Genomic DNA, 18,812 nt, shown 5'->3' on the forward strand with positions numbered 1-18,812 from the left:
AGGAGGCATCGATGACGGAACTGCTGGGGATACCGCCTCAGGTCCTGTTCGGCCAGGTCATGCTCGGGCTGATCAACGGGTCCTTCTACGCCTTGTTGAGCCTGGGTCTGGCCGTGATCTTCGGCATGCTCAACGTCATCAATTTCGCCCACGGCGCACTCTATATGGTGGGTGCTTTCGTGGCCTGGATGATGCTTAATTATCTGGGCATCGGCTACTGGCCGTCCTTGATTCTGGCTCCGCTTGTTGTCGGAGCGCTTGGCGTGGTGCTGGAGCGCACCATGCTGGCGCGCCTCTATCATCTGGATCACCTCTATGGACTGCTATTGACCTTCGGCTTGGCGCTGATCATCGAGGGTCTGTTCCGCAATGCCTACGGCGTATCCGGAACACCCTACCCAATACCCCAGGCGCTTTCGGGTGGGCAGAACCTGGGCTTCATGTTCCTGCCCAACTACCGGGCCTGGGTTGTTGTCGCTGCAGTGATCGTCTGTTTCGGGACTTGGTTCCTGATCGAGCGGACCCGGATTGGTTCATATCTGCGGGCCGCTGTTGAGAATCAGGAACTGGTGCGCGCCTTCGGTGTCAATGTGCCGCTGTTGATGACCCTGGCCTATGGCGGAGCCGTGGCCCTTGCCGGATTTGCAGGCGTCATGGCGGCGCCGATCTATCAGGTCAGTCCGCTGATGGGGCAGGACATTATCATTAAGGTCTTTGCCATCGTCGTGATCGGCGGGTTGGGCTCGATCTTCGGCTCGATGGTCACCGGTCTGGGCGTGGGAGTCATCGAAGGCATGACCAAGGTGTTCTATCCCGAGGCATCCAGTGTTGTCGTATTTGTCCTGATGGCCATAGTCCTGCTGGTCCGGCCACATGGACTGTTTGGCAGGCCACGCACATGACGATCGCAAAGGAAGACACGGGAAACATGTCGACGGGACAGAAGCTTTCACACGTACTGTCCGACCGCCGGGTACAGTTGGCGGGATTTGGGCTTGGGATCGTTCTGATCGCGATTGCGCCCTTTCTGGGATTCTATCCCATCTATCTCATGAAGCTGCTCTGTTTTGCCCTGTTCGCCTTCGCCTTCAACCTGCTGCTCGGTTTTGTCGGGTTGCTGTCCTTCGGGCATGCAGCCTTCTTCGGCATGGCATCCTATATTTCGGCCCATGCGATCAAGGTCTGGGGATTCAATCCCGAGCTGGGGGTTGCGGCGGGCACCCTGATGGCCTGCGTGTTGGGGGCGGTCTTCGGCTCGCTGGCCATCCGCCAGCGCGGGATCTATTTCGCCATGATCACCCTGGCCCTGGCGCAGATGGTCTATTTCTTTGCCGTGCAGGCGCCCTTCACGCACGGTGAGGACGGGATCCAGGGTGTGCCGCGCGGCGAGCTGTTCGGCTTCATCGACCTGTCCCAGACGATGAACCTCTATTACTTCGTGATGGCCGTCTTCATCCTGGGATTCTTCATCATCTACCGCGCCATCCATTCGCCCTTCGGGCAGATCCTGAAGGCCGTCCGCGAGAACGAGAGCCGGGTCACCTCCCTGGGCTACAACGTCACCGCCCTGAAGGTCGGAGCCTTCACCCTGTCGGCCACCATAACCGGTCTGGCAGGAGCCACGAAGGCCGTAGTCTTCCAGTCGGCGACCCTGACCGATGTCCACTGGTCCATGTCGGGCGAAGTGGTTCTGATGACCCTTCTGGGAGGCATGGGAACCGTCCTGGGGCCTCTGTTCGGGGCGGGCATTATCGTGACGCTTCAGGACTATCTGGCGGGGATGGGATCCTGGGTGACGGTTATCACGGGCTCGATCTTCGTGATCTGCGTCCTGACCTTCCGCCGCGGGGTCGTGGGTGAACTGGCGCGTATCCTGAAGATCCAGTCATAAGGCTCACTCTTTGTGAAAGACCCTGCAGGGGATTTGACCAGATGCCAGCGCATGGGTCACCTTGCCAGGATCTGCGCCTCGATTCCTGCGCGCAGGGAAGCTTCCTGCCCGTTCTCAAGACAAGACAAGCGTGATGGCGATGACTGACGAAACACTCTACACACGCCTTTTCAGCAACCAGCCTGATGCGGACAAGGTCTTCCTGGAGACCGCTGAGGGGCGCGCCCTGACCTATGCCGAAATCCAGGCCGGCGCGGGCCGCGTGGCCAATGCCCTGGTGCGCCTGGGTGTCAAGCCGGGGGATCGAGTTGCGGTCCAGGTTGAGAAGTCGCCCGAAGCGCTTCTGCTCTATCTGGGGACAATACGGGCCGGGGCTGTCTACCTGCCACTCAATACAGGTTATACCCTGGCCGAATTGGCCTATTTTCTGGGAGATGCGGAGCCTACCGTGGTGGTCTGTGACCCGGAAGTGCGTGATGAGATCGCGCGTCTGCCGGAGGCAAAGGCGGTTGCGTCGGTGGAGACCCTGGATGCAGCCGGGCAGGGCAGCCTGGCCGATCGCATGGAAAAGGAAAGTGAGGCTTTCCAAACCGTCCCGCGTGCAGGGGATGATCTGGCTGCCATTCTCTATACCTCGGGCACGACAGGCCGCTCGAAGGGCGCCATGCTCACCCAGTCCAATCTGACATCGAATGCTGAAACCCTGGTTGAGAGCTGGCACTTCACGGCTGACGATGTGCTGATCCATGCCTTGCCCTTCTTCCATACCCATGGCCTCTTCGTGGCCACGAACACCCTGCTGATGGCTGGGGGCAGCCTGTTCTTCCTGCCGAAATTCGATGCCGGGACGGTGATCGACCTGATGCCGCGTGCCACGGCCCTGATGGGGGTGCCGACCTATTACACGCGCCTGCTGGCCCAGGAGTTCTTTACCCATGATGTGACAGAAGGAATGCGGCTGTTCATATCCGGCTCGGCACCGTTGCTGGCCGAGACGCACCAGGCCTTCTCTGCACGCACGGGCCATGCCATCCTGGAACGCTATGGCATGACCGAGATCAACATGACCACGTCCAATCCTTACGAGGGTGAGCGCCGGCCGGGCACGGTCGGCTTCCCCTTGCCGGGCACCGAGCTGCGCGTGGTCGACCTTGAAACCGGCAACCCGGTCGCGACGGACGAGGTTGGTGTCATCGAGGTGCGCGGCCCGCATGTCTTCAAGGGCTATTGGAATATGCCTGAGAAGACAGCCACGGAGTTCCGCGCGGATGGCTTCTTCATCACAGGGGATCTCGGCAAGATCGACGGGGATGGCTATGTCCACATCGTGGGGCGCGACAAGGACCTGATCATTTCCGGTGGCTTCAACGTCTATCCCAAGGAAGTGGAGTCGGAAATCGATGCGCTTGAGGGCGTTGCCGAATCCGCTGTCTTCGGTGTGCCGCATCCCGACTTCGGGGAAGGCGTGACCGCTGTTGTCGTCAGGAATACAGGCGCTCATGTGAGCGAGGAGCAGGTGCTGAACGCCCTCAAGGACAGGCTTGCACGTTACAAGCAGCCCAAGCGGGCCTTCTTCGTCGATGAACTGCCGCGCAACACGATGGGTAAGATACAGAAGAACATCCTTAGGGAGACCTATGACAGGCTTTACCAGCCTGCGGGTCAGGACTGAGGATCGCCCACCCTTTGAATGACCGTCACTCAGCGGCCTGTAGTGCGAGCGGGGGTTTGTGATTTTCGGACACAGCCAACGCGGCTGCAGGAGGTGGGATGCGCCCGCGCATGCGTCTGGCCTCGCCCGGAGACTTGCCGCAGAATTTGCCGAAGCGCCGGTAGAAGGTCGAGAGGTCGTTGAAACCTGAGTAAAAAGCGATTTCCGCGATGGACAGCTGGTCCGAGGCGGGGTCGCTAAATCGGGCCAGGCTGACTTCGACGCGTCGGCGTGCAACCAGTTCCGTGAAACCTTCCGACAGGTCTTCCAGCAGGGTGTGGAGCCATCGCGTGGACATACCCAGGTCAGCGGCGGCGCGTCGGGCGTTCAGCTCCGGATCGCGCAGGTGCGCCTCGATATAGGCCAGGACCCGCTGGCGCTGGAAGCTGCGATAGTTGTGGCGGCGCTCTCCGCCGGACCTGTTGGCCGTTTCGATCGCCAGGCCCAGCAGCCCGCAGAGGTGTGTGAGCAGACCCTGTTGTACGCAGCAGTCGAGCCTGTCGGCTTCGCGTGCCAACTGGCACATGTGCTGGGCCAGAATATGGATCAAGCCGTCGCCGGCGGGCAGGTGCACGACCGGATTGCTTTCCGACAGTGGCAGGAAGGGGTGCACCAGAGATTGGGGCAGGCACCAGCGGGCAAGGCGTGCCGGCGTGTGGGAGATCACCTGGGAGGACATGGAGGTGTCCAGGAGCACGATATCGCCCGGCTTTTGTTGCTGACGGCCGTTCGCCCAGTGGTAGGTGCCCTCGCCCTCGAATACGAGAACCAGATGATAGTGCTGCTCTTCGCTATCCACGCCGGTCAGGCAGTCCTGCGTCACGATGACGGGCGGTGTGGTAATCTCGGACAGTGTGACATTGGCAACCTGACGGCTGCGGATATCGAGTTGCGATGTATCACCGCCGAGAAGCTCGACGGTCTTGTCCACCAGCTGTGTGCAGGCGATCTGCTTGCCGTCGCCGCCGTCCTTTCGCGCCTGTCTCATGATAGTCCCTCCTGTTCCATTGCCCTGTTGTCCCTTCAGGACGCAATCCCCTGCCGGAAAGTTCCCGAAACAAGAATTCAGGGATAATTTCCTGAACCTTTCAGGTGAGACTGCCCGGAATGCCAAGCCTTGCTTCGCGGGTTGCGAAGACAGGGTTCGGGGCAGCTGCTATCCTTAAGCCGTGTAGGTCCCAAGCATACCGGTTCTTTGGGCTGCGGCCTGGAAGGTCATGAAACATGACTGGCGACAAGGAAAATGAGATATGGCGGCACTCGGCCCGGGCCTTTTTCCAGGCTGAAGTGGAGCACCTGATGGACCGCCTCTACGGCACGGCGCTGCGCCTGACGGGCAATCGCAGCGACGCCGAGGATCTGGTGGCCGACAGTCTGGCCAAGGCCTGGAACGGACTTTCCGGATTAGAGGACCGCCAGGCTTTCGAGAAATGGGTCTTTCGCATCCTGGTCAATGGCTTCGTAAGTGATCGCCGGCGGCAGAAAGCCCGCCCGTGTGAAGTGGAGGCGGACAGGGAGGGAGAGTTTTCCCTGTTCGAGAAGCTGCACCAGCCGTTCCTCCTGTGGTGGGGCACGCCCGAGCAGGAGCTTCTCGACAAGCTCTTGCGCGCGGATATCGAAAATGCCCTGGATGCATTGCCGGAAGAATTTCGGCTTGCCGTCGTCATGGTTGAGCTGTGGGGGCTCAGCTATGCGGAGACGGCGGAGATGCTCGATGTTCCGGTGGGAACGGTACGTTCCCGGCTTAGTCGTGGTCGCAGCCTGCTGCAGAGTGCGCTGTGGCATCAGGCCCGTGAAGCCGGACTTCTTAAGGGCGAAGCGAAAGGGACCGCCAGATGACACAGGATCTGCGCTGCGAAGAGGTCATCGACAAGCTGCTGGAGTACCTTGATCGTGAGCTCGACCGCGACACGGAAGATGCCCTGGCACAACATATGGAAACCTGCCGCGCCTGTTTTTCCCGTGCGGAATTCGAGCGCCGGCTGCGCGCCAGGGTGCGCGATATCAGTGAAGCCAAGGCTCCCGACTCACTCCGACAACGGATTCATGCTATCATGGAGCGCTATTAGGGCGCGCTCAATCACGCAAGACTTGTTCGAGAGGCCTCAATGGTTGCTATCCTGGGATTTTCCAAGGATCAGGTCACAGCCGCCGTGCAGGCCATGTATGCGGATTTGGCGGGCGATCCTCGACAGCATTTCCACTTTCCAGTTGGGCGTTCGGCCGCACGGGCGGTGGGCTATCCCGAAGAAACGCTCGAGCAGCTGCCAGAGGCGGCCGTCACGCGCTTCGTCGGTGTAGGTTTCCCATTCCGCGCCGGCGTGGTCCGCGAGGGAGATACCGTGCTCGATATCGGGGCAGGGGCCGGGTGCGATACCCTGATTGCCAGTTCCCTGGTTGGCGAGAACGGCAAGGTCTGGGCGCTCGATATCACCACGGAAATGCTGGATCAGTTGCAAACGACACTCACGCAAGCCGGCATCCGCAATGTCGAACTGGTGGAAGCCGATGCCGAGCGTATTCCCTTGCCCAATCATTCCGTCGATGTGGTGACCAGCAATGGCGTCCTGAATCTGATACCGGATAAGCGCAGAGTGCTGTCCGAGATCTTCCGCGTGCTCAAGCCCGAGGGGCGGGTGCAACTGTCCGATATTGTCATCGACAGGCCCGTTCCGCTGGGCGGGCGAAGTGATCCCGAACTCTGGGCTGAATGCGTGGTGGGCGCCTCGATCAAGGAGGACTACCTGGCCCTGTTTCAGGAAGCCGGCTTTACCGACATTTCCGAGTTGCGCGAGTTCGACTACTTTGCCGAAAGCCCCAGTGCGGATACGCGGCGCATCGCCAATGGCCTGGGCGCACGTTCCATCGATATCTCTATGCAGAGGCCCGCACAGGCCCTCTCGCCAGGATATCTTGGACAGCTCGCCCGCCGTTTGCACCCAAGGCGACTGACACGAATCGGCGCACGGGGCCTGTGGGGTGCAGTGGCCGCCGCTGCCGCCGTGTTCGCTTGCTACGGCCTCGTGGCACTGTTCGGGCTGTTGTCGCTCATGGGGCTCAGCCTCACCCTTCCCGAAGGTCTGTGGGCGTTTGCCATCCTTGCCGCTGCAGTTCTTGCCGTCGCCGCCACGGCTTTGAATTTGCCCCGACATGGCCGACCCTGGCCCCTGCTGGCAACGGGGATTGGTGCTGTACTTATCGCATATGCGCTGTTTGTCAGTTATGACCCCCTGCTCGAGGCGTTGGGTTTCGTCGTTCTTGTCGGTGCAATCGGATGGGATCTCTATCAGGTTTACCTTGCCGAGTGCATTCCGGAGCACCGCAGGCGGTTGCGCCAGGCCAAGGCTTGATGATGCGACCCTCCAGATTCTGGAAATAACCGACTTTTCTTCGCTTGTTATCAGAAATCCTGGCATTCTGGCTTCAAGGAGCAAGGTTCATGTGTATGGTGGGGCCCAATAGGGACCAAGGGCCAGCTATGTGAGACGGGGTGGAATGCTACAGGCGCTTGAAGAGGAATATCGCCATCTGATCGGTCTCTGGAAGGAGGCGCGCAGAGGGCAGGGCGTGCCCACACGCGAGCATTTTGACCCCATGACCTTGCGCGGCCTCGTCTCCCGGGTTCACTTGCTGGAATTCGAGGGCCAGGACAAGTTGATCTTTCGTCTTTCGGGCACAAACGAACAGGCGCGTTTGGGAGAGGATCCAAAAGGGGAAGATTACCTGGCTATAGTTGATGCTCCAGCACGCGCTTACCTGCTACAGAACATGCACACTACGCTGTTTCATCCGGCTGGCCTGGTCGTCACGACGGAAGAGATCCATGCAGACGGAAGCCGTATACCCACGCGCTTCATTGCCTTGCCCCTGCGGGATGCGAGACGCGGGCGCGACCAGGTGATTGCGCTGGTGAGCGAAAAGGGTCCCAAGCAGTATCTCCAGGTTACGTTTCCGGTGCCGCGCGATCGTGAGTGGCACGATGAGGTGATTGCCGTTGAAACCGTGGATCTGGGCAACGGAATACCGGACATCCCCATTTACAAGCGTGAAGCCCTATCCTCTTGAGCGGATCTCGGCAGCGCGGCACAGTCGCGGACGGGCTTGGGGGACAGACGGAGGTGTGCAGGAGGTGGAATGATTGATGCAACTGACCATGCGCACCTGAAGCGCTGCATTGAACTTGCGACAGAGGCGCTTGAGGCCGGAGACGAGCCCTTTGGCTCGGTGCTTGTCTCTGGCGAGGGCGAAATTCTGGCCGAGGATCACAATCGCGTGTCCTCCGGGGACCAGACTCGCCATCCGGAATTCGCCCTGGCGCGCTGGGCGGCCGCCAACATGACGCCGGAAGCACGGGCCGGCGCGACGGTCTATACTTCAGGCGAGCATTGCCCCATGTGTGCAGCGGCGCATGGTTGGGTCGGGCTGGGACGGATCGTCTATGCCAGTTCGTCCCGGCAACTCAGGTCATGGCTGGCGGAGATGCAGGTTCCACCTGCGCCTGTCCGGGCTTTGTCGATCCAGGAGGTGGTTCCCGGACTGGAGGTCGAAGGCCCAGTGCCCGATTTGGCTGAGCAGGTTCGCAGCTTGCATCAAAGGCGGCACCAATTCTGATCTTCCTGGCAGGAGAGGCGTCATGAGGGCTGATCCCTTGATGACGTTGAACGTTCCCTACAGGGAATAAGTGGACTTTCTTACCACCGATGCCGTGGTGATGACGGCCTGATTCGAGGTCTGTATGCATTGCCCATTTCTTCAGAAAGGGTCTAAACTCTGTGCTAAAGCATATACGTGCTTTAACTCTGGATGTTGCAAGCCCACGTTCTAATTAGAGCAATTCATTCAATGCAGATTTTGAACCAGGGAGAGAAACATGGCGGGCAAGGACCAAAAGCCGACAACAACGGATGCGGGGATACCGGTTTCCAGTGATGAACATTCGCTGACGGTTGGGCCGGATGGCCCGATCCTGTTGCAGGATCACTACCTGATCGAACAGATGGCGAACTTCAATCGGGAGCGGATCCCGGAACGTCAGCCACATGCCAAGGGTGGCGGCGCCTTCGGTCGCTTCGAAGTGACCCAGGATGTCAGCAAATACACCAAGGCGGCGGTGTTCCAGCCAGGCACGAAAACCGAGACGCTTATCCGCTTCTCGACGGTTGCCGGCGAACGCGGCAGTCCGGATACCTGGCGCGATCCGCGCGGCTTTTCGCTGAAATTCTATACCAGCGAAGGCAACTATGACATGGTCGGCAACAACACGCCGGTCTTTTTCCTGCGCGACCCACTTAAGTTCCAGCACTTCATCCGCTCGCAGAAGCGCCGGGCAGATACCAACCTGCGCGACCATGACATGCAGTGGGATTTCTGGACCCTCTCGCCCGAGTCTGCCCACCAGGTGGCCTGGCTGATGGGGGATCGCGGTATCCCCAAGACCTGGCGCCACATGAATGGCTATTCCAGCCACACCTACATGTGGGTGAACGCCAAGGGCGAGAAGTTCTGGGTGAAGTATCACTTCAAGACCGACCAGGGTGTCGACCACCTGACCCAGGAGGAGGCCGACCGCCTGGCCGGCGAGGATGGTGATTACCACATGCGCGATCTCTATAATGCGATCGAGCGCAAGGAGTATCCGAGCTGGACGCTCTACATGCAGATCATGCCGTTCCACGAGGCCGAGACCTACCGCTTCAATCCCTTCGATCTTACCAAGGTCTGGCCGCATGCTGACTATCCCTTGATCGAAGTGGGCCGGTTGACGCTGGACCGCAATCCGACCGACTACCACACCGAGATCGAGCAGGCGGCCTTCGAGCCCAACAACCTGGTGCCGGGTATCGGGGTCAGCCCGGACAAGATGCTTTTGGGGCGTCTCTTCTCCTATACTGATGCGCATCGGGCGCGCATGGGCGTCAACTACAAGCAGATTCCGGTGAATCGTCCCAAGGCGCCTGTCCACAGCTATAGCAAGGATGGTGCGATGCGGGTCGAGAACGTTTCCGATCCCGTATATGCGCCAAACTCGAAGGGCGGGCCGGCGGCCGATCCTGAACGCTATCCCGAGGACACGACCTGGGAGGCCAGTGGAGAGTTCGTGCGTGCGCCCTACAGCAAGCGCAAGGACGACGACGATTTCGGCCAGGCCGGGACACTGGTACGTGAGGTCATGGACGATGCCGCGCGCGACCGACTGGTCTCCAACGTTGTGGGACATCTGAAGGGTGGCGTGTCCGAACCGGTCCTGGAACGTGCCTTCGAGTATTGGCGCAACATCGACCAGGATATTGGCGAGCGCATCAAGAAGGGCGTGAAGGGCGGCTGACCGCCTTCACGCGTCCGCTTGTCAGGAGGACAAGCTCCGGGGGGCGAAGCCGGCTCCCCGGAGCTTTTTGTGCGATTCGGATACCTCTCCTATCGACCCGCCCGCAGGCGCCCGACGATGCCGGTGGGGAAGAAGTAGACGCTGAGGATGAACAGAACGCCGAGCCAGAGCAGCCAGCGGTCGGGATCGATGAGACCCGGCAGCAGCGGCACATCGCCCAGCGCTGTAGCACCGATGTCCATCAGGTTCTGCAGATAGTTGCGGGCCAGGATGAACAGTGTGGCGCCCAAAACGGCGCCGTAGATGGAGCCCATGCCGCCGATCACCAGCATTAGCAGGATATCGATCATGATGGTCAGACTGAGCGTGGTGTCGGGGCCGGTGTATTTCAGCCAGATCGCCATCAGAGATCCGGCCAGGGAGGCCACGCCGGCGGATAGGCATACCGCGATGGTGCGGTAGATGACCGTGCGGTAGCCGATCGCCTCGGCGCGGAAGGTGTTCTCACGGATCGCCTGCAGGACCCGGCCGAAGGGCGCGTTGACGAAGCGCAGCAGCAGCAGGACGAGACCGGCGGAGGCGAGGAAGACCAGGTAGTAGTTGAGCAGCCGGCCGTCGATCTTGACGCCGAGGACCTCCGTGTCGATCAGCTTGAAGGCGGGCCCCAGTTCCCGTGGCACACGGTAACTGAGGCCGTCCTCGCCGCCGGTCAGCCCCGAAAGCTGCGAGGCAAGAATCATGAAGGCACTGGCGACTGCCAGTGTCACCATGGCAAAGAAGATCGCCCGCACGCGCAGCGAGAACAGTGCGATGATGAAAGCAAGGGCGATCGAAACCGCCAATCCCGCCAAACTGCCAAGGACCATGCCGCCCCAGCTTGTCGGCCAGACGTCGAGCACGATAGCAACACCATAGGCGCCGATGCCATAGAACATGGTATGGGCGAAGGAGACCACGCCGGTATAGCCGAGCAGCAGGTCATAGCTGGCCACCAGAACGATGAAGACACAGATCGTCGCTGCGGTGTTGAGCGAGCGCGTGCCCGGGAACAGGAAAGGCGCGAAGGCGAGGCCGATCAGGATCGCCAGCAGGATGAGCGTCAGCGCACGGCTGCGTGGCAGGTCGCCGGAGAGAAGAGCGTTCAGCATGACCTTGATTCTCCCGCGCTCAATGCTTGTTGACCGGCAGCAGGCCTTGCGGCCGCCACATCAGCACCGCCACCATCAGCAGGATGTTGGAGCCGAGCGCCACCTTGGGCACCAGGTAGCCGGTGTAGTTGGCCATCAGCCCGACCAGCAGTGCGCCGATGAAACAGCCCTGCACCGAGCCGAGGCCGCCGATGATGACGACGATGAAGACCAGAATCAGGACGTCGAGCCCCATCTGGGCGGTGATGATCTGTTCGTAGAGGCCCCACATCACGCCGCCCAGGCCGGCCAGCGCCGAGCCGGCGACGAACACCAGGATGAAGAGCAGGCGGATGCGGTAACCGAGCGCCTCGACCATCTCGCCGTTCTCGACCCCGGCGCGGATCAGCAGGCCGATCCGCGTGCGCCCCAGGACCCAGAGCAGGGCCAGGAAGATGACGAGGCCGAGGATCACGGAATAGACGCGGTATTTTTCGATGGCCACCATGCCATACACCCAGGCGCCCGTGAGGGCTTCCGGGCGGGGCAGCGGAATGGCGTCGGGGCCCCAGATCAGGCGGATCAGCTCCTCGGCCACGATCAGTCCGCCCATGGTCACCAGGATCTGCTTCAGGTGCGCGCCATAGACCGGCCGCACGATGACCCGCTCGAAGACATAACCGAGGCCGCCGGCGACTAACATGGCCGCCAGCATGGCCGGGAGCACCGCACCGAGATTGAGCAACACGGAATCCGCACCCGTCCACCCTGTGGCCTGCAGCAGGACCGTGGCCCCGACGAAGGCGCCGATGGAGATGAAGGCGCCGTGTCCGAAATTGAGAATGTCCATCAGGCCGAAGACCAGGGTGAGCCCCGAGGCCATGACGAAGATCATCATTCCCATGGCCAGTCCGGCCAGGGTCAACGTGGCCCAGGTCGGGCCGCTGCCGATCAAGACATAGCCGAGGATGAGGAAGGCCGGGACGAGGAGATAGGGCACCCAGGCCCCGAGCCGTTCGGTAAACGGCGCACGCGGTGTGGCGTTTTCGGTCTGGCTGGCGGTCTGGTCGGTCATGACTCTGTATCCAGGCTGAGGCCGAGGAGGCGCTGCTGCAGGGCCTCGTCCTCGGCGAGTTCGGCCATGGCCCCGCCATGGACGACGTGGCCGTCGTCCATCACCGCGACGCTGTCGCCGACGGCGCAGGCCATGTGGAAGTTCTGCTCGACGAGAAGAATCGTGGTTTTGCTGCGCTTGAGATCCAGAAATGCCTCGATCAGGGCCTCGACGATCGAGGGGGCGAGGCCCTTGGTCGGTTCGTCGACCAGTAGCAGGCGTCGCGGCTCGGCGATGGCGCGCGCGATCGCCAGCATCTGCTTCTGGCCCCCGGATAGATTCCCGGCCGGCAGCCGCCAGAATTTCCTAAGCGCCGGGAAGAGCCGGAAGATCCAGTCAAGGCGCGCTTCGTCCATGGGCCCCTTGCGGGCGGCCAGGACCATGTTCTCCTGGACCGTCAGGTTGCTGAAGAGACCCATGTTCTCAGGGACATAGGCAATGCCCTGGCGCGCGATGTCCGCTGTTGCCATGCCGCTGATCTCGGCGCCGTCGAAGACGACCTTCCCCTGAGAGGGCTGCCAGAGACCCATGATGCTGCGCAGTGTGGTGGTCTTGCCGGCGCCGTTGCGGCCCAGCAGCATGGTGAGGCCCCCGGCCGGCACGGTGAGATCGACACCTTGGAGGATATGGTACTGGCCGATGTGGGTGTGGACGCCCTCGAGGTGCAGCAATGGCTCAGGCATGGCTCTTCCTCACACCGAGATAGGCTTCCTGGACGATGGGCGAGGCGATGACCTCGTCGGGCGGGCCGTCGGCAACAAGGGCACCGTTGTGCAGCACTATGATGCGGTCAGCGAGCGAGCGCACCACGTCCATCTTGTGTTCGACCAGCAGGATGGTCTTGGTCCGGTCGCCCTTGATCTCGCGAATCAGGTCGAGAATGACCGGCACCTCGTCGGCGCTCATGCCGGCCGTGGGTTCGTCGAACATCAGAACGTCGGGCTCCAGGGCCAGCAATACGGCGACCTCGAGGCGGCGCTGGCCGCCGTGCGGCAGGGCCGCGGCCGTTTCGCCGGCGCGTTCGAGCAGGTTGGTGCGGTCCAGCAAGGTTTCGGCCTCCTCGATCAGGCTGCCGAAGGAACTGGCGCGTGTCAGGAGGTTGAGGCCGATGCCGCGCCGGCTCTGGATCGCCAGGCGCACGTTCTCCAGCACGCTCAGGTTGGGAAACAGGTTGGTCAGCTGGAAGGCGCGGCCGATTCCGCGATGGGTGCGTGCCGGCGCGCTCAGACCGGTGATGTCTTTCCTGTACAGGCGCACCTGTCCGGTACTCGCCTTCAGCTGGCCGGAAATCATGTTGAAATAGGTGGTCTTGCCCGCGCCGTTGGGGCCGACAATGGCGGTCAGGCTGCCGCTCTCGTAACGGCAGGAGACGGAATCCACGGCGACATGGCCGCCGAAGCGGATCGTCAGGTTCTCTGTCTCGAGCACAGGGGGACTGGATGCGGGCATTGGCTCTTGCTCTTTGAGGGAGAGAGCTGGCGAGGCGCGACACTGCACGCCCCGCCAGACTGCTACCGGCCATTCACCGGTCGTTGCGGATGGGGATGTCCATATCCTCGATCTCGAGGGTGCGAACGAGTTCGGGAATGCCCCAATCCACGTCGTCCTCGACTCGGATCTTGAAGTGGTACATGGCCTGCAGGGCCTGGTGATCCTCCTCGCGGAAGCGCATGGTGCCCTTGGGCGTCATGAACTCCATGCCCTCCATGGCGGCGATCAGGTCTTCGGTCTCGGTGCTTTCGGCCTGGCGCAGGGCCTCCACGATGGCGACGCCGGCCGACATGCCACCGGCCGTGAAGAAGTCCGGCGGTTCGTTGTGGCGCGCGAAGTGCTCCTCGACAAGCCAGTCGTTCATCTCGTTTTCCGGGATCTCGTAGTAGTAATAGGTGGCCCCTTCCATGCCCGGAAGTTCCTTGTAGGCTGCCATCGCGGCCAGGATGTTGCCGCCGGAGGCCAACTCGATGTCGAAACGCTCAGGGGCCAGGGCCTTGATCTTCCCGACGGGATTGCCGCCGCCGGCCCAGACCACCCAGATGATCTTGCGCTCGCAGTTCTCGGCCGCGTTCAGCTCATCGAAGAGGCGCTGCGCGTGGGCCGTGAAGTCCGTGGCATCCTGCGGGGCATATTCCTCGAAGATCAGGCGCGCGTCCGTGTCGACGAGCGCCTCCTTGAAGGCGGCGACGCCGTCGCGGCCGAAGGCATAGTCCTGGGCCAGGGTGGCGATACAGTTGCCCTCCTGGCCGAGGGCGACCGCGTTCGCGATGGCGTCCTGGGAGGAGTTGCGCCCGGTCCTGAAGATGTAACGGTTCCACGCCTCTCCGGTGATGGAATCGGCGACCGCCGGCTCGACCAGCAGGATCTTCTCGTACTCCTGGGCGACCGGCAGCATGGCGAGCGCGACGCCGGAGGACACGGCGCCCACCGCCAGGGTGACCTCGTCATCTCCGTAGGCCTCGGCCAGTAGGGTCTTGCCGAGGTCCGGCTTCAGCTGGGTGTCCTTTTCGATCACCTCGATGGGCCGGCCGCCGATCTCCATGGTGCCGTCGGTGGCGTACTCGAGTCCCATCATCAATCCGTTGTGGGACTGTTCGGCATAGGCTTCGTAGGCCCCCGTCTTGCCATAGACATGGGCGATCTTGATGGGATCCTGGGCAAGTGCGCTGCCGCTTGCCAAGAGTCCTGCGGCGGCTGTTGCTGCCGCCAAGCTTGATAGTAGTCTCTGCATTGTTTTCTCCCTTTCCATGATCGTGGTTCTTATTGTTGTTCCGTTTGTCCTGTCGCACCGGAGACGCGGTGGCCGACGTCCTTCATCAGCACCAGGGCCCGGCCTTCGCAGATCCTGCGTCCTTCGCCGTCGCGGCAGAGGGTTGCCAGGTCCACAAGATCCTTCTCCGGCCGGATGCGCGTGATGGTGACGCTCGCCGTCAGCGGCGTGCCCACCTCTGCTGTGCCGACGAAATCCAGGGTCTGTTTCAGGTAATTCGTGCCGAATCCGGGCAGTTCGGCACCCAGCAGATAGGAGAACAGGCCGCCGATCAGCGGTTCCGGCACATCGCCTGTGGCGTGTGATGATCCGCTGAGGGCCTCGTAGCCGGCAATGGCATCGGCATCGAAGATACGGGTGGTGCTGACAGAGTCGCCGGTTTTCATCACCCTTCCTCCTTACCGCGCACAATGCGCGTTTCTCCGTCCAGGGTCAGCGTTCCGTCTGTCGTGCGCAGGATCCGCGTGGCGAGACGACACTCCTCCTCTGTGGGATGGTCGAGCACCTCCACTTCCAGTCGCACGATCTCGCCGGCGAAGGTCGGTGCGGGGAACATGAGGTTCTGCGAAACCTGCTGCATACCCGGAAAGTGGGTTGCGATCAGTCCACGCAGCGCCGTGTAGAGCAGCATGCCGTGGGCGACCGTGCGCCCAAAGCGGGTTTCCGCCGCGAAGACGGGGTCGACGTGGATCGGGTTGTCGTCGCCGCTGATCACGGCGAAGCGGTCGAACTCGGCCTGGGTGAATTGGCGTTCGGACGTGAAGAGCGTGCCGGCGGTGGGCAGGGACGTAGCGGCGGTCATTGCGCCCCTCCTGTCCCGGTGGAAGGGACGCTCTCGCTTTGAAATTGCGCGCGCAGCACGTGCTTCTGTACCTTGCCGGCCGGTGTGCGCGGGAAGTCCTCGACCACGAAGAAGCGCTTGGGAATGCGGTAGCTGGCAAGATGCTCGCGGCAATAGGCGACGATAGACTCCAGGTTAACCTCTTCGCCAGGACGGGGGCGTAGATAGGCATGGCCGACCTCGCCCCACTTCTCGTCGGGCACGCCCACCACGGCAACCTCCAGCAGTTGTGGGTGAGCGCCCAGTATCGCTTCGACCTCGGCCGGATAGACGTTCTCGCCGCCTGAGATGAACATGTCCTTGATGCGGTCGACCAGGTAGAAATAACCGTCGTTGTCCCGCCGTGCGACGTCGCCGCTGTGCAGCCAGCCCTCGACGATGGTCTTGGCGGTGACCTCCGACCGATTCCAGTAGCCGGGTGTGATGTTCGGCCCGCGCAGAAGCAGTTCGCCCGCCTCGCCGTCGGCAACCTCCCTGCCTTCACTGTTGACGATCCGCGCCTCGACCAGGAGTTGCGGCTTGCCGATGGAGCCGGGCTTGCGGGTGACGTTCTCGGCATCCATCAGGAAGGTCGTTGGCCCGGACTCGGTCATTCCGAACCCCTGCTGGATGTAGGCGCCGCGCTTGGCGTAGCTGTGGAGGATGTGATCGGGCAGCGGCGCGCCGCCGGCACTCCAGCTACGCACCCGGGTCAGTTCGATCTCCACGAAGCGCTCATGCAGGCTCAAGGCCTGATAGACGGCCGGCACGGCAAGCAGCGCCGTCAACTCGCCGCCGTCGATCAGATCGAGTAGCCGGTCGGCGTCGAAACCGGGCAGCACCTTGACGGAGCCGCCGCAGATCAAAGTGGGCAGGGTATGGAGGTTAATGCCGGCTGTGTGGAAAAGCGGCAGATAGCAGGGCGTGGTGTCGGCACCGGTGAGATGGGTTGGCTGGGCGATGTTGATGTAGTTGGCCAGCGCCATGCCGAAGGTCTGGATCACCGCCTTGGGCGTGCCGGTGGTGCCTGAGGTATAGAGCATGTACCAGGGAGCTTCGGGATCGCGTTCCTCGACGCGCGGCGGCCAGCTCGGCGTTTCCTCGGCGGTGAGCAGGTCTTCGTAGCTGTCCGTACCCTGCGTTTCCTCCAGCGGGATCAACGGCAGGGCGCACCCATCGGCCAGCTTGCCGGCGAGTTCGGCCGTGGCCGTGTCGTGCAGCAGGAAGCGCGGCGCGCAGTCCTTGACCACTGGCGTCAGTTCGCTTGCGGTCTGGCGCCAGTTGAGTGGCGTCAGGATGACTCCGGCCTTGCCGCAGCCGAAGAGGATCTCGAAGAAGGCGATGCAGTTGTGGCAGAGGATGGCAACGCGCTCGCCGGGTTCGACGCCGCAACGGCGCAGGGCCGCGGCGAAGCGCTCGGCGCGCTCGTTGAGCTGGCGATAGGTGACGCTTCGACCGGTTGCGACCTCGTGCATGGCCATCTTGTCCGGTAGCAGGCTTGCGCGTTTGGCGGCGAAATCGAAGACTTGGAACACTGCCTCCTCCTCCGCTAGACGGCCCGGCCGAGGAACCGCGCGACACCGGCGCGGGTTTCCGGTCGGGCGGCCTGTTCAATGAAACCACGGCGCTCAGCCTCGAGGGCCTGAGCGATTGCGGCGCGTCGGGCGGGGGCGAGCAGTCGCGCTTTGGTGGCGTGCAGGCCGCCCTGAACCTTGCTCGAGAGTATCTCGACCCAGTCATTTACCTGGCTGTCCAGGGTTCCGGCTGGCACCACTGCGTGGGCGAGGCCGAGGCGACCTGCTTCCTCGGCGTCCACCTGACGGTTCAGCAGCTGGATCTCGGCGGCCCGGGCATGCCCGATCCGTTCGGGCAGCAGCGCGCTCCAGCCGCCGTCGGGACTGAAGCCGACCTCGACGTAGTAGGGCGCAATGAAGGCCTCTTCGGCCAGGACGACGAGGTCGGCGGCGAGAACCAGGCCCAGGGAGCCGCCGGTAACCGGTCCCTGGATGCGGGCGATCACGGGCAGAGGCAGGTCGAGCAGTGCCAGGATCGCTTCGTTCAGCTGGCCAACGATCCGTTCCCCATAGACCGCCATGTCCTCGGCATCGTGGAAAGTGGCGAGATCGCCGCCGGTGGAGAAGCTTCGGCCTTCCGCGGCCAGCACCACGACACGCACACTGTTGTCCCGGCGGACCTCGGCAATGGCGTCCAGCAGGTCTTCCAGCAGCTCCGGCACCAGGCTGTTGTGCCGCTCCGGTCGATTGAGGGTCAGGCGGGCGGTGCCGCTGTCGATCTCGCAGAGGACCAGATTGCCGCTCATGCCGTACCTCCTTCTCCGGGTCGTGGCTTGAGGCCGTGGGCGATCATGTCCATCACGCTGGCGACCACGGGGCCCGGGTCGCGCTCCGCCTCCCAGATGCCGTAGCGCAGGCCGAGAAAGAGCGAGATGCCCATCAGCGCCCAGCTCTCGGCGTCGGAGTCCTGGACGCGGATCTCGCCGCGCTCCGCGGCGGCCTCGCAGCGAGCGCGATAGGCCGCACCGAAATCCTGGAAGTAGAGGCGGAAGGCCTCGGGGTCGACGAACTGCGCCTCGAGGACGATGCGATAGAGGTCCGGGTAGAGTCGCACGAAGCGGATGAAGGCCTCCATGCCCTGCGCTTCGGCGCTCAGGCGGTCGGTGCCCTCGTCGACATTCTCGGTCAGGAAGTCGCGCAGCCGCCGGCCGAGATCGAAGACCAGGGTGCGGAACAGCTCTTCCTTGCTGGAGAAGTAGATATAGAAGGTGCCCTGGGCGGTGCCGGCCGCCGAGGTGATGCCGGCAACCGAGGCCTCGTGGAAGCCCTTGCTGCCGAACTCCTCCTGCGCCGCGTCCAGCAGCTTGCGCACGGTGCGCGCGCCGCGTCGCGTCTTTGGCGGGTTGTTCAGTTCCGGCAGGGCCTGGTCCAAGGCGCGACTCCCAAAGTGTTCCGTCCCGTGACAGCGCTTGCCGGCGCAATGGCCTCGGCTTGCAATTTCCGCTGTCGTGCGTTTTCTTATTATGAGACATGACTCAACTGTCAT

General features: G+C 62.5%; 20 protein-coding genes. 9 read left to right on the forward strand and 11 right to left on the reverse strand.

Features of this window, described 5'->3' with window-relative positions; genetic code table 11:
* Window positions 1-11: 11 nt before the first annotated feature.
* From G502_RS0112715 to G502_RS0112725, 3 genes are all read left to right on the forward strand, one after another.
* The gene (locus G502_RS0112715) at window positions 12-902 is read left to right on the forward strand and encodes a branched-chain amino acid ABC transporter permease (protein WP_022729053.1); all 891 of its coding nucleotides are present in this window, start codon (window positions 12-14) and stop codon (window positions 900-902) included.
* Window positions 899-1,891 carry a branched-chain amino acid ABC transporter permease gene (locus tag G502_RS0112720; protein WP_022729054.1) on the forward strand — a complete coding sequence of 331 codons (993 nt, stop codon included), beginning with the start codon at window positions 899-901 and terminating at the stop codon, window positions 1,889-1,891. Before G502_RS0112715 ends, G502_RS0112720 begins: the two co-directional genes overlap by 4 nt.
* Window positions 1,892-2,024: 133 nt before the next feature.
* Window positions 2,025-3,563 carry a malonate--CoA ligase gene (locus tag G502_RS0112725; RefSeq protein WP_022729055.1) on the forward strand — a complete coding sequence of 513 codons (1,539 nt, stop codon included), beginning with the start codon at window positions 2,025-2,027 and terminating at the stop codon, window positions 3,561-3,563.
* 25 nt (window positions 3,564-3,588) lie between these two features.
* On the opposite strand, the gene G502_RS21565 is transcribed toward G502_RS0112725, so the two are convergent.
* Window positions 3,589-4,590, reverse strand: a complete 1,002-nt coding sequence (locus G502_RS21565; RefSeq protein WP_022729056.1) for a helix-turn-helix domain-containing protein — start codon at window positions 4,588-4,590, stop codon at window positions 3,589-3,591.
* A 236-nt stretch (window positions 4,591-4,826) separates the two neighbouring features.
* Between G502_RS21565 and G502_RS0112735 the strand changes: the two genes are divergently transcribed.
* The 6 genes from G502_RS0112735 (at window position 4,827) to G502_RS0112760 (ending at window position 9,927) form a co-directional block, all read left to right on the forward strand.
* Entirely contained in the window at window positions 4,827-5,441 is a 615-nt protein-coding gene (locus tag G502_RS0112735) for a sigma-70 family RNA polymerase sigma factor (protein ID WP_022729057.1), read from the forward strand.
* On the forward strand, window positions 5,438-5,671 hold the full coding sequence (locus G502_RS0112740) for a zf-HC2 domain-containing protein (protein WP_022729058.1): 234 nt from the start codon (window positions 5,438-5,440) through the stop codon (window positions 5,669-5,671). Before G502_RS0112735 ends, G502_RS0112740 begins: the two co-directional genes overlap by 4 nt.
* 39 nt (window positions 5,672-5,710) lie before the next feature.
* Window positions 5,711-6,952, forward strand: coding sequence for a MerC family mercury resistance protein (locus G502_RS20120; RefSeq protein WP_022729059.1), 1,242 nt, complete (start codon window positions 5,711-5,713; stop codon window positions 6,950-6,952).
* A 145-nt stretch (window positions 6,953-7,097) separates the two neighbouring features.
* Window positions 7,098-7,667 (forward strand): PAS domain-containing protein, encoded by a 570-nt coding sequence (locus G502_RS0112750; RefSeq protein WP_022729060.1) that lies wholly within the window; start codon window positions 7,098-7,100, stop codon window positions 7,665-7,667.
* Between the two features lie 69 nt (window positions 7,668-7,736).
* Entirely contained in the window at window positions 7,737-8,213 is a 477-nt protein-coding gene (locus tag G502_RS0112755) for a nucleoside deaminase (RefSeq protein WP_022729061.1), read from the forward strand.
* A 259-nt stretch (window positions 8,214-8,472) separates the two neighbouring features.
* On the forward strand, window positions 8,473-9,927 hold the full coding sequence (locus tag G502_RS0112760) for a catalase (RefSeq protein WP_022729062.1): 1,455 nt from the start codon (window positions 8,473-8,475) through the stop codon (window positions 9,925-9,927).
* Window positions 9,928-10,016: 89 nt separating this feature from the next.
* On the opposite strand, the gene G502_RS0112765 is transcribed toward G502_RS0112760, so the two are convergent.
* From G502_RS0112765 to G502_RS20130, 10 genes are all read right to left on the reverse strand, one after another.
* On the reverse strand, window positions 10,017-11,075 hold the full coding sequence (locus G502_RS0112765) for a branched-chain amino acid ABC transporter permease (RefSeq protein ID WP_022729063.1): 1,059 nt from the start codon (window positions 11,073-11,075) through the stop codon (window positions 10,017-10,019).
* A gap of 19 nt (window positions 11,076-11,094) precedes the next feature.
* Window positions 11,095-12,129, reverse strand: a complete 1,035-nt coding sequence (locus G502_RS0112770) for a branched-chain amino acid ABC transporter permease (RefSeq protein WP_022729064.1) — start codon at window positions 12,127-12,129, stop codon at window positions 11,095-11,097.
* Entirely contained in the window at window positions 12,126-12,851 is a 726-nt protein-coding gene (locus G502_RS0112775; protein WP_022729065.1) for an ABC transporter ATP-binding protein, read from the reverse strand. The genes G502_RS0112770 and G502_RS0112775 overlap by 4 nt, the downstream gene beginning before the upstream one ends.
* Window positions 12,844-13,617 (reverse strand): ABC transporter ATP-binding protein, encoded by a 774-nt coding sequence (locus G502_RS0112780; RefSeq protein WP_081649803.1) that lies wholly within the window; start codon window positions 13,615-13,617, stop codon window positions 12,844-12,846. The genes G502_RS0112775 and G502_RS0112780 overlap by 8 nt, the downstream gene beginning before the upstream one ends.
* A gap of 73 nt (window positions 13,618-13,690) precedes the next feature.
* A complete protein-coding gene (locus tag G502_RS0112785; protein WP_026989442.1) occupies window positions 13,691-14,893 on the reverse strand; it encodes a substrate-binding domain-containing protein in 1,203 nt (400 codons plus the stop codon).
* 29 nt (window positions 14,894-14,922) lie between these two features.
* Complete coding sequence (locus G502_RS0112790) at window positions 14,923-15,318, reverse strand: phosphate acetyltransferase (RefSeq protein ID WP_022729068.1); 396 nt, start codon at window positions 15,316-15,318, stop codon at window positions 14,923-14,925.
* Window positions 15,318-15,734: a MaoC/PaaZ C-terminal domain-containing protein gene (locus G502_RS20125; RefSeq protein WP_022729069.1), complete on the reverse strand. Its 417-nt coding sequence runs from the start codon at window positions 15,732-15,734 to the stop codon at window positions 15,318-15,320. The genes G502_RS0112790 and G502_RS20125 overlap by 1 nt, the downstream gene beginning before the upstream one ends.
* A complete protein-coding gene (locus G502_RS0112800) occupies window positions 15,731-17,287 on the reverse strand; it encodes an acyl-CoA synthetase (RefSeq protein WP_022729070.1) in 1,557 nt (518 codons plus the stop codon). The genes G502_RS20125 and G502_RS0112800 overlap by 4 nt, the downstream gene beginning before the upstream one ends.
* 14 nt (window positions 17,288-17,301) lie before the next feature.
* Entirely contained in the window at window positions 17,302-18,072 is a 771-nt protein-coding gene (locus tag G502_RS0112805) for an enoyl-CoA hydratase/isomerase family protein (RefSeq protein ID WP_022729071.1), read from the reverse strand.
* Entirely contained in the window at window positions 18,069-18,812 is a 744-nt protein-coding gene (locus G502_RS20130) for a TetR/AcrR family transcriptional regulator (protein ID WP_022729072.1), read from the reverse strand. Before G502_RS20130 ends, G502_RS0112805 begins: the two co-directional genes overlap by 4 nt.

Source organism: Fodinicurvata sediminis DSM 21159, from assembly GCF_000420625.1.
Classification (GTDB): domain Bacteria; phylum Pseudomonadota; class Alphaproteobacteria; order Kiloniellales; family DSM-21159; genus Fodinicurvata; species Fodinicurvata sediminis.